The following is a 12997-nucleotide window of genomic DNA, read 5'->3' as shown; positions in this document are numbered from 1 at the left end:
CAGTGTTACATATTTGACTTTATTGTACCAATTTGAAAGAGTTTGCATGAATATATCAAGCTGTCTTGCGATTTCTGAAGCATTGCCCTCATTTTTTCGATTAATTTTATGGTTTCAGCTTAAACTCCGCTGTATAAAACTTTTGTTTTGCTTATGGTAAACTCCTGATAAGTGTGTTTAGCTTATCAAGTTAAAGTCTTTATTTTTTAACAAAACACATCATTATTTTATAGTTTCGCATAAATCATATTATATTAATTTTAGAAAAAGTTTAAAGAACATAAATTATGAATGTAAAAATAATTATACTGTGCAATTTTCCTAATAATGACTTTTATGATAAATTATCATTTATAGGAATGTTGCATGAAGAAAAAATATGGGATATGGAGGAATATTGGCTTTTAGAATGGGGGATTTATAATCTTAAAAAAAATTCATCTGAAAAATTAGATTGGGAAGTTTTTAGGATTTATAGCTGTATTATGCTTTCCCTAAGCTCTCATTTAGATAAGAATGACTCCTTTAAAATAAGGAGTTTGGAACTAGCATGAATTTAGGGAAAGAATTCAACTAGTATTTGAGGGTTATTTCTCCCAAATAATGCCAAAGCAAAGCATTTTTGAAAAAACTAATCCTTTACTTGCTTCTAATTCAATATAATCAGTGTTAAATGAAACGTCCCTCACTTAAAGGATCATGCTTTACTCAATCTTTCAAGATCAGGTACGTGTTCATCAGTTGTAAATCAAAAATTTATGTGAATCCAAGTGATTTCAAAGATCGAAAGTGATCTATGAGCCGAGATAAGCTGTCTAAGAAATTAATTTACTAAAAATTGGACGATTAAAGTTTATTAAATCTATTTCTAAACTGCCTATGTACCCGTGAACCGAAGCAACTGAGAAAAGAGCTAAACCAATTAATTTGATTTTCCATTTTCAAATCTGCCCTATCTAAATTTAATACGTTCAAATCATTGGTTTACTAAACTCATTTTGTCTTTATCAATATATTTATCGTATTCATGTTGATACTTTTTCGCTAAGCTTACTTTATCATCATCTTTTAAAATTTTGCCAGATTGCTGGAAAAATTTATGCTCTTCTTCATCTAAATGATGATGTACCAGCTTACGTAGCTGTTTTGCTATACGTAACCAACTGGGGTTATTGAATTCTTTTTCAGTCAGTTGTTCAAGTAGCTCATCTATTTCATGATGCTCAGACAAAGCATGCCTTGTTATATTTAAACCTGCATCTGTCATCATAAGAGGTATGTAAAAATACCTGTCTTCAGCCACAGCATGTGCAAATAATTCATTTTTTAATAATGAAAAATAATGTTTTCTTTCTTCTGAGTTACCAGTGGTTTCAATTAACTTATCAGATAACTCTCTTTGTTTTTCATGACTAAATTTTAAGACATCAAATATGGTGAGTTGCTTACTATGGCTCATACTTTTATCCTATTGATGGAAAAATTAATTTCATATTCAATCTTAATGGATAAACTTATATTTATTATTTGATTCTTGTTTCAATAGTATTTTAATTGTAATTACTAATTATATAGTATGATCTATAAAATTTAAAAATCAATTAAAAAAACATCGACTTAAGGCTTTATTCTGCTCATCATTCAAAGTACTACACTCATTGTATGTTCAAACAGTATCAATGAGCCATAGCGTGATTTCGTTACCCTACCCTAATTCTAATTTTAAGAGTTTAGAGCAAGCCTGCCTTAAAAACCGCTTCGCTCTGCTCCCTAGGTCATATTCCCAAAATAAAAATGTTGAAATTAATTGCGACAAGTTTATATTAGGTATATCGGTCTACCTAATTTTTTAATATGAAAACTAAATCTGCTAAAGAAAAAATCTTAGAAGCTGCAGCTACATTGTTTTATAACGATGGAATTGCTAACACAGGAATAAATACAATTACTGATAGGGCTGGTGTTGCGAAAATGTCACTGTATAACAACTTCCCAACTAAATCCGCTCTAATCTCTTCATACGTTGAATTTAGGCATCAAGAATGGCTGGATCTGTATCAGAAAAGGAATGCTCAAGCTAAATCTCCCCTCGAAAGTATTTTAGCTGTTTTCGATGCATATCAAGATCATGCTGAGTTTGCTTATGAAAAAGGATTTAGAGGATGTGGATTACTGAATGCAGCTGCTGAATTTCCTGCTAATAGTGTTGAAAGAAAGGCAATAAAATCACATAAAGATGAAATTGAAAATATTATTTTAAATCAACTCTCACTGCTTATTTCAAATCACGAAAAAGCTCATGAAATAGCATTAATGTTTTCTTTTATTTTAGAGGGTTCAATTGCGAGAGCTGGTTTGGAAGGTTCTAGTCAAAAAATTAAAGCAGCCAAAAAAATTGTAATTAGCATTCTAGAACAAGAGGCCATTCAATGAATCATTCAATTTCGAATTCTTCTAGTTATGGTTTTATTGCAGTTCTTTTAGCGGCATTTCTTTGGGGAACTACAGGTACAATAGCTACTTTTGCCCCAAATCTTAGTCCTCTTGCTATTGGTGCAGCAGCAATGGGCGGTGGTGGCCTTTTACAGGCAATTTTAGCTCGAAAGAACATTAAAAATAACATAACTCAGATAAATTCTAATTTAATCATTCTTTCCATAGGTGTCATTTCTGTTTTCATTTACCCATTAGCATTTTATTCTTCAATGCATCTAGCGGGAATTACAGTCGGGACAGTCGTTTCGATTGGCACAGCACCACTATTTACAGCTCTTTTAGAAAGATTTTTTGATCATAAAAAGCTTTCTATTAAGTGGTTTATTTGTTTTGTGTTGGGTATTAGTGGTGTAATTTTATTATCAATTGGAGAAAGTCATTCATCGATTTCGTCAAAACAGATTACAAATGATAGACAAATTCTAGGAATATTTTTAGGAGCTCTGGCAGGACTTACCTATGCGTTATATTCTTGGATTGCCAAAAAACTGATAGATAGAGGTATAGATTCAAAAGCCTCTATGGGCCTAATATTTGGTATTGGATCTCTATTTTTACTGCCAACATTATTTTTTACTGGTGCAAATTTGTTTGAGGAAAATATAAATATTTATGTGGTTGGCTATATGATGCTCATTCCAATGTTTTTAGGTTATGTCTTATTCGGATATGGATTAAAAACTGTCCCAGCAAGTAAAGCGATTACCTTAACGTTATTTGAGCCATTAGTTGCTGCCATATTAGCTATTGTTTTAGTTGGGGAAAAATTGGCACCCATTGGTTGGATTGGCATGATTTTTATTTCATTGTGCTTAGCGCTTCTTTCTAAAACTAAGTAGCCCTCAATCTAAGAGCCATGCTTCATCTAATTTTTCTTTATCAATTCGCTCTGTATCAGCTCGTTTCGTTCTGCCACTTTTGTATATCTCTTTATGTAATCAGTGATCAGCCAGCTGAATCGAATGATTTGCCAAGTGAAGTGGTTAATAGTTTGGGAGAAGTGGTGTAAATCAAACTAAACAATGTATATGGACTGAATATCTGGATGGTAAAGAAGGAAGGTTAATGGAAATTGATCGTCGTGTCCGAGAAAAGGTTTTTATTGATTACTTGGATATGGTCGCAAAAAGTTCTACTCTGAAATTAAGCAAGTAAATATCAAACAACCCAATCGAATTTCGGAAAAGATGTGTTCGGATATGACTCCTATGCAAAGTAAAAAGTGGAAGAATTTAAACAAGAATCTGATATCATAGCCTGCACCTAGCAGGCTTTTTTTATTTTGTGCTGTAACTAGGTACTTTTTTCAAAATGGGTAACCTAATGGGTATCCAAATTCATCAAACAAAATAAATTGATAAATTTCTATAGGTTAATATCAATATGCTTCTAATGATCGATAATTACGATAGCTTTACGTATAACATTGTCCAATATTTTGGCGAGTTAAACCAAGACGTTAAAGTTGTTCGCAATGATGCCGTGACCTTAGAGGATATCGAACGATGGCAACCAAAGTACTTAGTGATTGGTCCCGGTCCTTGCTCACCATCTGAAGCAGGAATTTCTATCCCTGCAATTCAGCATTTTGCAGGAAAAATTCCAACACTCGGTGTATGCCTAGGTCACCAAGCGATTGGTCAGGCTTTTGGCGGCGAAATTGTGCGTGCCAAAACAGTGATGCATGGTCGTTTATCTGACATGTACCATAGTGACCAAGGGATCTTCAGCAACTTACCTTCTCCATTTTCAGCAACACGTTATCATTCACTTGTGATTGATCAAGCCAGTGTGCCTGAATGTCTTGAAGTCACTTGCTGGACCAATGAAGCAGATGGCTCTATTGAAGAAATTATGGGTGTCAAACATAAGACATTGCCAATTGAAGGCGTGCAGTTCCATCCAGAATCCATTCTGAGTCAACATGGTCATCAGATCTTTAAAAACTTTTTAGAAATTTATGCTTAATGTGTGTAGTACAAGATAATGAATATTCAACAAGCTTTAAATAACATCACTAAAAATATCGAACTCACTCAACCTCAAATGGAAGAAGTGATGCGGACCATCATGCGTGGTGAAGCCACAGATGCCCAAATTGGTGCATTTATGATGGGACTTCGTTTAAAAGGTGAAAGTATTGACGAAATCACCGCTGCAGCACGTGTAATGCGTGAGTTTGCAATTAAAATTGATGTGGGTGATATCCCGCATTTAATTGATATTGTTGGTACGGGTGGTGATGGACAGAACCTATTTAACGTCTCTACTGCCTCTTCATTTGTTATTGCGGCAGCAGGTGCAACTATTGCAAAACATGGAAATCGTGGTGTTTCCTCTAAATCAGGCTCGTCTGATCTTTTAGAACAGGCCGGGATTAACCTTGATTTAAATATGCACCAGACAGAACGATGCATCCGCGAAATGGGGGTTGGTTTCTTATTTGCCCCAAATCATCACAAAGCAATGAAATATGCTGCTGGTCCACGTAAAGAATTGGGATTCCGCAGTATTTTTAATCTCCTTGGCCCGCTTACGAATCCGGCTGGGGTACGACGCTATGTGATTGGTGTATTTTCTACAGAATTGTGCCGTCCTTTAGCGGAAGTTCTAAAACAATTGGGTGCTGAACATGTCATGGTGGTTCATTCAAAAGATGGATTAGATGAAATCAGTTTAGCTTCATCAACCTATGTTGCCGAACTAAAAAATGATGAAATCACGGAATGGATGATTCAACCTGAAGATGTAGATATTGAGTCTCAGACCTTAACTGGTCTTTCTGTTGATAGTGCTGCTGAGAGCCTAGCATTAATCAAAGATGCGCTCGGTAAGAAGAAATCAGCAAAAGGTGAAAAAGCAGCCAGTATGCTGGCATTAAATGCAGGTGCTGGAATCTATGTTTCAGGTCTGACCAAGAGTTATAAACAAGGTGTCGCTTTAGCGCATGATATTATCTATGGTGGGCAAGCTTTAGAAAAAATGGGCATTTTGTCTGAATTTACCAAAACACTCAAAGAGTATGAAGCTTAAGGATTAGAGGACGTTATCATGGTGGATATTGCCAATACAATGTTGGGTAAAATTGTTGATCGTAAATACGAAGAATTTGCTCAACGTTTAAAGCAACGTAGTTTAAACGATGTAGAAGTGCTTGCCCAAGCTGCAACACCTGTGCGAGGTTTTGCGAAATCTTTATACAGTAAACGCCCAGGTGTGATTGCTGAAATTAAGAAAGCCTCACCATCAAAAGGAATAATTCGTGAAAATTTTAACCCTGCTGAAATTGCTCAACAATACCAGCAAGCTGGTGCAGCCTGCTTATCTGTTTTAACAGATTTAGATTTCTTTCAAGGTGCTGATGAAAATATTCAGATCGCACGTAGTCACTGTGAATTACCTGCGCTACGTAAAGATTTTCTGATTAATCCTTACGGCGTTATCGAAGCGCGTGCTTTACATGCCGACTGTATTTTATTGATTGTGGCTTGTTTGTCAGATCAACAACTTGAAGAAATGTCAAAGACCGCATTTGAGCAGAACCTTGATGTTTTGGTCGAAGTTCATGATGAAGCAGAACTAGAACGTGCATTGCAACTTTCAGAGCATTGTTTACTGGGTGTAAATAACCGTAATTTAAAGACCTTTGATGTCGATTTAAATACCTCATTGCGCTTGAAGAAGTTACTACCACCTTCACGTTTACTGATTACTGAAAGTGGTATTGCAACACCAGATGATGTGCGCATGATGCAAGAACACGATATTCATTCGTTCCTTGTGGGTGAAAGCTTTATGAAACAACCACGCCCTGATCATGCATTTAATGCTTTGTTTGGTCTGCCTGAAACAGTGTAATTAAAAGTCAAAGGGTGAGTTCGCTCACCCTGTTTTCATATTTCTCCCACTCCCCCTATAAATTTTTCAACTCCCAACATTCAGGTCATGATCAAAGCAGATATAACTGTGTGAATTCAATTCAGTTCAAATTTGACAAGATTCAGACTATACTGAGCGCCTAATACCGTCCATTTACTGTTTTTTGCAATTATGAGTAAATCTGATTCCACATTCTCTAAATCACAGCTTGATTTATTAAAACAATTCAAAAAACAAATCACTCCTCCTCACTCTTCAAAAGTTGCAGTGCAACCTGAAAGTAAGAATGCCCAAGTAACAGTACCTGAGGAGTTAGATGATGCTGATTTGTTTAAAACCGCACTTGGCGGTGTAACCAAACTTGATAACGGCAATATTGCCAAAATCGAGCGTAGTGATTTGCGCAAAAAACCTGATGCAAAAACCCTTGCCAAACGCGCGGCGGCTGAAGGTGCATTTGAAATTAATGATGCAGAATTGTCAGATACTCAAGCGATTTTAAATCCTGTTGCAAGTCAGGCGGCTTTAAGCTATCGCATCGCAACACTACAACATAAAGTTTTTGAAGACTTAAAAGCTGGTAATCTACGCTGGTTTGAAGCTGTTGATTTACATGGTTGTACTGTTGAAGAAGCGCGCTCTGCTGTATTGCAAATCATACAAATGGCAAAAGATGAAAACCAAAATGTCATTAAAATTGTCCATGGCAAAGGCCCAGAAGCCATACTCAAAACTTATGTGAACGGCTGGCTTCGTCAACATCGTGATGTTTTAGCTTTTGTAAGTGCTCCTGAAAAACAAGGTGGCACAGGCGCAGTTTTAGTTTTACTGAAACGTGCTGAAAGAAATCCAAAATTAAATGGAAATCCATGATCATTCGTTTTAAATGATCAAAACTCTCATAAGTGTCGGTTTATCTTGTAATTAGAAAATATTATTCATTTTTCTGATACAATGCCGTCCTTGTTCAAACCGTATAAGTGAACACGTTTTATGTCTATGCAGCAATCCTACGCGAATATTTTAACTGCCGTTGGCGAGGACTTAGACCGTCCTGGTCTGAAAGATACGCCTATGCGTGCGGCTAAAGCTTTTTCGTACTTGACGTCTGGCTATAGCAAAACGCTAGAAGAAGTGACCAATAATGCGGTCTTCCCTTCTGATAATGATGAAATGGTCTTGGTAAAGAATATTGAATTTTATTCTTTATGTGAGCATCATTTATTGCCTTTTCATGGTCGTGTACATATTGCCTATCTCCCTTCTGGCAATGTTTTAGGACTGTCTAAATTTGCCCGTATCACAGAAATGTTTGCTCGCCGTTTACAAATTCAAGAACAGTTGACCAAACAAATCGCAGATGCCGTGGCTGAAGTTACCCAAGCACGTGGTGTTGCTGTGGTCATTGATTCAGCGCACATGTGTATGATGATGCGTGGTGTCAGTAAACAAGAATCGACCACACGTACTGTGTCATTTGTTGGTGATTTTAAAACAGATAAAGAAGCACGTCGTGAATTTTTATCTGCCGTGCCTGAAGCACATTAAGACGGATCATTCAGTAAGCAATATAAATATCAAAGCCTCATTTTATTGAGGCTTTATTTTACGATAGGGTTTTACAATGTCTTTAATTTGGTTGGCAGGTCATGGTTTAACGCACAGTGAAACCAGTATCGACTATCCTCGTGCAGAACGGTTGGTTAAAGGAAATCCCAAACGACTCACGCAAAGTTTGTATGAACATCCCAATATGAATTGTGGTATTTGGCAATGCGAGGTTGGTGCATGGGATATTCAATTTGCAGACAATAAACAGGAATTTTTTCAGCTAATTGAAGGTATTGTTCGTTTGCACGATAAAAACACCTCATCATTTGTAGAAATTAAAGCTGGTGAAGCAGGAATTATCCCGCCTTCATTTATCGGTACATTTGAAGTTATTGAGGTAGTTAAAAAATATTTTGTTGTGGTTGAAGTTTGAGTCAGTAAAACTGGTGACTTTTTTTGATGATCAGTGCGTTCAAATATAAGCTTTTTTATATTTTTTGCTTTCCTATAACTTATATTTGTAAAACATTCGCTTATTGTCCACTTAAAACTATATGATTTAAATTATCTTAGCCTTATGCCATATTTTAAATGAAAAATTTACTGATCTTTATTTCAGCGTTAACTGCCACTAGCGCCTTTGCCGACAATCTAAATGCCAACGAATTAAAAGATGTGCAAAGTGTCATTAAATTATTTAAAAATAAAAATATCACCGCGATTTCAAATAACATTACCTATCCCTTACATCGTGAAGAACCCATCCCAAGTATTGCCAATGCAACTCAGATGAAACAACGCTTTAACCAAGTGTTTGATACTCAACTTATTCAAGAGATCGCCAACTCAAAACCATCACAATGGGAAAGTATGGGTTGGCGTGGTGTGATGCTCAATGGTGGCACACTATGGTTAGATGGTCATAAAATTAAAGCCATTAACTACAGTAGTGATGCTGAACAAAAATATAAAGCACAGCTGATTTCACAACAAAAAAATCAATTACATTCATCACTTAAAAATTTTAAAACACCTGAATTACAGTTTAAAACAGCCAAATTTCAAGTGCGTATAGATGCCATGCCCAATGGTAAATACCGTTATGCATCTTGGGGAACAAAACAGTCGCAAGCGACAAAACCTGATCTGATTTTAAATCAAGGTCGTGTTGAAATGGATGGTTCAGGCGGCGATCATCACTACATTTTTAACAGTGGTACATATCAATATGTAGTTTATCGTAATGTTTTAGGTACAAGTGAAACACCAGATGTCACATTAGAAGTCACTCAAAAAGGCAAAAAGATCCTTTCTCAAGCAGGCAAATTATTTAAATAGTTTGTATCAATGATTGAGCTGAATCATTTTTCGCAAGTTTTTTTAATTCATACAGATTTAAAGCTTATCGAGCAAATCACCATAATGAAATGAACTGCTCGATAAGCTGTTCAAAATCATTTGCTGTGCGATATATCACAAACACACAGCCAATCCTTTAAATATGATATTTGATTATTTTTTTTCAGCCAATTGATAAATCAATTGCTCCATTTGTTGCATGTATTGACGATTCTCATGGTCCCACGGATGGAAGTTTGGACGGAAATAATCGATATAATTTCCCAATTGCTTTCTTAATACGCCTATACCGCCAAAGGTATAATGATAGGTCTTTTTCCAGCTGGATAAATCGCTTAACTTCCCTTCTCCTTTAACAATGGTTAAAAATACAGGAATCACTAAGCCCCAGAACACAATCGTTGCGACCACCAATCCAAAACTACGAACAGCATAGGCATAAGAACCATGCCCCATTGCAGTATTCCATACATCAAAAGCTACAGCTTTATGTTCGGTTTCTTCAAAAGCATGCCAACGCCAAATATTGGCATAATGTTCTTCAGCGCCTTCAAATAACTCAGGTGTGCGTAATACAGAATCTGCCAATAAAGCGGTAAAATGTTCTAATGCAATTGTTCCACTGAGCCAAAAATATGCAGGTAAATGCTGTTTAAGCAGACCAAAAATCTCTAAAACCAATGCTTCAAATTTTGGTGCAATCGGTGAGCGTGCAAATAAGGCTTGGTTATATTCTTCATGCTCACGTCCATGCATCGCTTCTTGACCAATAAATGCAGTCACTGCTTTTTGTAATTCAGGGTCTTGGACTAAATCACGATGTGCCCTTACCGCATCAATAAAGAAACGCTCTCCAATCGGCAAGACGATAGAAAACGTATTTAGCAATGCGGTAAAAATTGGACCTGCGGCGGTATGCCAATCTGCGATTCGCTCCGCAGGTAAGTTAAATCTGACATCACGGCGAATAGGTAATGGCTCATGATATACACTCGATTTAATAAATTTTTTTAAAATGCCCATGGTTGATCCTGCCTCTGGCTGATTATCATTTTTTTAATTTAGCTGGTGCGCTTATTAGAATTTTACTTAACTGGGTATAATTCCATAGGTCATTTCGACTCATTTACATGTCATTGCATCTCTTTTTTTCTGATATTTCGATCGAATAAGTCTCTCGAAGTATGTCGATATATGCTTGCGATACCATCAACAGCATGATCTAAATTGTGTAAAAAGTTGATCGTCCAAATGCCTTTTTCTGTTCAAAAATAGACTTTGCTAAAATGCCACATCAAGCATATTTAATAAAAATACTGAGTTATAACGTGGATTAGTTATGCAACATTTAAGTGAGATGCTTGCCATTATTCAGTTTATTTTTCTAAATTTGGCCATGTCCAAGAAGCTCACTCTTGAATAAATTTGTGCATTAAGAAAGCCATGCCTTATAAAACTAAAACATTGCTTTCCTGAAGGTATAAAGAATTTAGCAATTAAAATAATAATTTTTTTAGATGCTCATCGCTTTGTAATGGAACCACATGGTCATCTTTTAAATCTACACCCGAAAGTTGTAATTTGAATGAATTACGCATCAATGCCATTAAACGCTGTGTGGCAATTTGAATACTCAACCCCGCAGGTCTTACATTGGAAATACAGTTTCGGCTGGAATCCAAACAACCTTTTCTCGCTTTCCACGTATAATAGATACCCATACTATCAGGTGAACTTAAACCAGGCCGTTCACCAATTAACATAATTAGCAACGGCGCATTAAAACTTTGTGCCACTTCATCACCTAATGCCACACGGCTACCTGTCGCAATCACAATAGGGGCAAGTTTCCAACCCTCAGTATCAATATGTTCACGTAAAGAATTGATATAAGCAATCGCATTCTCCTCTATTGCTCGCGCAGATAAGCCATCACCAACCACGATACATACATCACATTGCTGTGGGTGCTGCTGCACATAAGTCTTGAGCTGAGTTTGAGCCTGTTCCGATAACTCACGTCCCAAATCGGGACGTTTTAAATATACTTCTTTGTCAGTTGCTTTACTTTCCACAATGAGACTTTCAAATTTTAAATCTCTAAGCCGAGCTTGCATGTTTTTAGTATCTAATTGGTGAAAAACAGCATCTTTGGCCTGTGCGTGAGAGAGTTGAAACTTAAGCAATTCTTGGGTTGGAATGCTACATCCTACTCTTCCCATCGCAATTCGGGCATCAGTATATTGTTTTAACTTATGCCAAGGATCTTCGTGAAAACCATTTGGAAAAGTTTCAAGTTTTGAGAGCTTCATGATTTACTCTCCTTTTTATGATAATAATTTAGCAAAGTTTTTTGGCATGCTACTAGGCCAATGAATTTGCCGTTGTTCTTGGTGCAAAATTCCTTGCTGATCTAACCAAGCCGAAAACTCAGGGGCAGGTTTTAATCCCATTAACTGACGTAAATATAATGCATCATGAAAAGATGTGGTTTGATAATTCAACATCACATCATCCGAACCTGGAATTCCCATGATAAAGTTAATTCCCGCAGCGCCAAACAAGGTGAGTAGTACGTCCATGTCATTTTGATCTGCATCAGCATGGTTGGTATAACAAATATCACAACCCATAGGTACACCCAGTAATTTGCCACAGAAGTGATCTTCTAATCCAGCACGAATAATCTGCTTACCATCATACAAATACTCTGGTCCAATAAACCCGACCACAGTATTAACCAATAATGGATTGTACTTACGTGCGACTGCATAGGCTCGCGCTTCGATAGTTTGCTGGTCAACACCATGATGCGCGTTACTGGATAAAGCACTACCTTGTCCAGTCTCAAAGTACATCACATTTTGACCAATTGTGCCTCGATTGAGTGCTAAAGTGGCCTCATAACCTTCCTGAAGTAAATCTAAAGTAACTCCAAAACCTTCATTAGCCAGTTGCGTACCCGCAATAGATTGGAACATCAAATCAATTGGAATATTACGTTCTGCAAGTTGAATCCCTGAACTGATATGGGTTAACACGCAAGATTGCGTCGGAATTTCATATTCTTGAATAATATGGTCAAGTAACTTTAACAACTCTGACAAATTATGGAGATTGTCTGTGGCAGGATTAATCCCAATGACAGCATCACCATTGCCATACATCAGACCATCCAATAAGCTGGCTGAAATACCCAATATATCATCCGTTGGATGATTCGGTTGCAAACGAGTAGATAAATGACCTTTTAAACCAATTGTATTACGAAATTGGGTGACCACTTCGCATTTACTCGCAACCAGAATTAAATCTTGATTACGCATAATTTTACTCACAGCAGCAACCATTTCAGGGGTTAAACCCTTAGCTAAATTGGTCAATTTTTCGGAAGTTGCATCTTCACTCAGCAACCAATTTCGAAAATCACCCACAGTAAAGTGTGAAATCGGTGCAAATAAATCATCACAATGTTCATCAATAATTAAACGCGTAATATCATCTTTGTCATAGTCAATAACCGTTTCATTTAAAAAATTTTTTAAAGGGACTTCTGCCAAGGCCATCTGCGCTGCCACACGTTCTGTTGCATTACTGGCAGCAACACCAGCCAATTCATCTCCAGAACGTAATGGCGTTGCCTTTGCCATTAGGGTTTTTAAATCTTGGAAAATATATTGTTGCTGAGCAACGCTATAACGATAACTCATAA

Annotated in this window: 14 protein-coding genes; 10 read left to right on the top strand and 4 right to left on the bottom strand. The window is 36.6% G+C overall.

The features are described from left to right. Positions 1 to 287: 287 nt before the first annotated feature. Entirely contained in the window at positions 288 to 554 is a 267-nt protein-coding gene (locus AC2G3J_RS06720) for a hypothetical protein (protein ID WP_483770849.1), read from the top strand. 422 nt (positions 555 to 976) lie between these two features. Here AC2G3J_RS06720 and AC2G3J_RS06715 read toward each other — a convergent pair whose 3' ends face one another. After that, complete coding sequence (locus tag AC2G3J_RS06715; protein WP_483770848.1) at positions 977 to 1459, bottom strand: hemerythrin domain-containing protein; 483 nt, start codon at positions 1457 to 1459, stop codon at positions 977 to 979. A 395-nt stretch (positions 1460 to 1854) separates the two neighbouring features. On the opposite strand from AC2G3J_RS06715, the gene AC2G3J_RS06710 reads away from it, so the two are divergent. The 9 genes from AC2G3J_RS06710 to AC2G3J_RS06670 all read left to right on the top strand — a co-directional run bounded on the left by AC2G3J_RS06710 (position 1855) and on the right by AC2G3J_RS06670 (position 9264). Beyond that, the gene (locus tag AC2G3J_RS06710; protein WP_336954010.1) at positions 1855 to 2433 is read left to right on the top strand and encodes a TetR/AcrR family transcriptional regulator; all 579 of its coding nucleotides are present in this window, start codon (positions 1855 to 1857) and stop codon (positions 2431 to 2433) included. Further along, positions 2430 to 3335, top strand: a complete 906-nt coding sequence (locus tag AC2G3J_RS06705; protein WP_336954011.1) for a DMT family transporter — start codon at positions 2430 to 2432, stop codon at positions 3333 to 3335. The genes AC2G3J_RS06710 and AC2G3J_RS06705 overlap by 4 nt, the downstream gene beginning before the upstream one ends. A gap of 544 nt (positions 3336 to 3879) precedes the next feature. Next, on the top strand, positions 3880 to 4464 hold the full coding sequence (locus AC2G3J_RS06700) for an anthranilate synthase component II (RefSeq protein ID WP_004724599.1): 585 nt from the start codon (positions 3880 to 3882) through the stop codon (positions 4462 to 4464). A gap of 18 nt (positions 4465 to 4482) precedes the next feature. Continuing rightward, entirely contained in the window at positions 4483 to 5529 is a 1047-nt protein-coding gene (trpD, locus tag AC2G3J_RS06695; protein ID WP_336954012.1) for an anthranilate phosphoribosyltransferase, read from the top strand. A gap of 18 nt (positions 5530 to 5547) precedes the next feature. Beyond that, the gene (gene trpC / locus AC2G3J_RS06690) at positions 5548 to 6354 is read left to right on the top strand and encodes an indole-3-glycerol phosphate synthase TrpC (RefSeq protein WP_336954013.1); all 807 of its coding nucleotides are present in this window, start codon (positions 5548 to 5550) and stop codon (positions 6352 to 6354) included. Between the two features lie 192 nt (positions 6355 to 6546). Further along, on the top strand, positions 6547 to 7248 hold the full coding sequence (locus tag AC2G3J_RS06685) for a Smr/MutS family protein (protein ID WP_419327842.1): 702 nt from the start codon (positions 6547 to 6549) through the stop codon (positions 7246 to 7248). Between the two features lie 126 nt (positions 7249 to 7374). Next, positions 7375 to 7923, top strand: coding sequence for a GTP cyclohydrolase I FolE (folE, locus tag AC2G3J_RS06680; RefSeq protein ID WP_171064926.1), 549 nt, complete (start codon positions 7375 to 7377; stop codon positions 7921 to 7923). 76 nt (positions 7924 to 7999) lie between these two features. Then, on the top strand, positions 8000 to 8359 hold the full coding sequence (locus AC2G3J_RS06675) for a cupin domain-containing protein (protein WP_336954016.1): 360 nt from the start codon (positions 8000 to 8002) through the stop codon (positions 8357 to 8359). Between the two features lie 158 nt (positions 8360 to 8517). Then, positions 8518 to 9264: a hypothetical protein gene (locus AC2G3J_RS06670; protein ID WP_336954017.1), complete on the top strand. Its 747-nt coding sequence runs from the start codon at positions 8518 to 8520 to the stop codon at positions 9262 to 9264. Between the two features lie 174 nt (positions 9265 to 9438). On the opposite strand, the gene AC2G3J_RS06665 is transcribed toward AC2G3J_RS06670, so the two are convergent. The 3 genes from AC2G3J_RS06665 to AC2G3J_RS06655 all read right to left on the bottom strand — a co-directional run bounded on the left by AC2G3J_RS06665 (position 9439) and on the right by AC2G3J_RS06655 (position 12995). Continuing rightward, a complete protein-coding gene (locus tag AC2G3J_RS06665) occupies positions 9439 to 10308 on the bottom strand; it encodes a metal-dependent hydrolase (protein ID WP_419327841.1) in 870 nt (289 codons plus the stop codon). Between the two features lie 473 nt (positions 10309 to 10781). Further along, positions 10782 to 11597, bottom strand: a complete 816-nt coding sequence (gene eutC / locus AC2G3J_RS06660) for an ethanolamine ammonia-lyase subunit EutC (RefSeq protein ID WP_483770847.1) — start codon at positions 11595 to 11597, stop codon at positions 10782 to 10784. Positions 11598 to 11612: 15 nt separating this feature from the next. Further along, entirely contained in the window at positions 11613 to 12995 is a 1383-nt protein-coding gene (locus AC2G3J_RS06655) for an ethanolamine ammonia-lyase subunit EutB (RefSeq protein WP_419327840.1), read from the bottom strand. Positions 12996 to 12997 lie beyond the last annotated feature (2 nt).

This window comes from Acinetobacter legionensis (assembly GCF_057165765.1).
The sequence above is the reverse complement of the archived record's forward strand: the minus strand, read 5'-3'. Positions and strand labels throughout refer to the sequence as shown.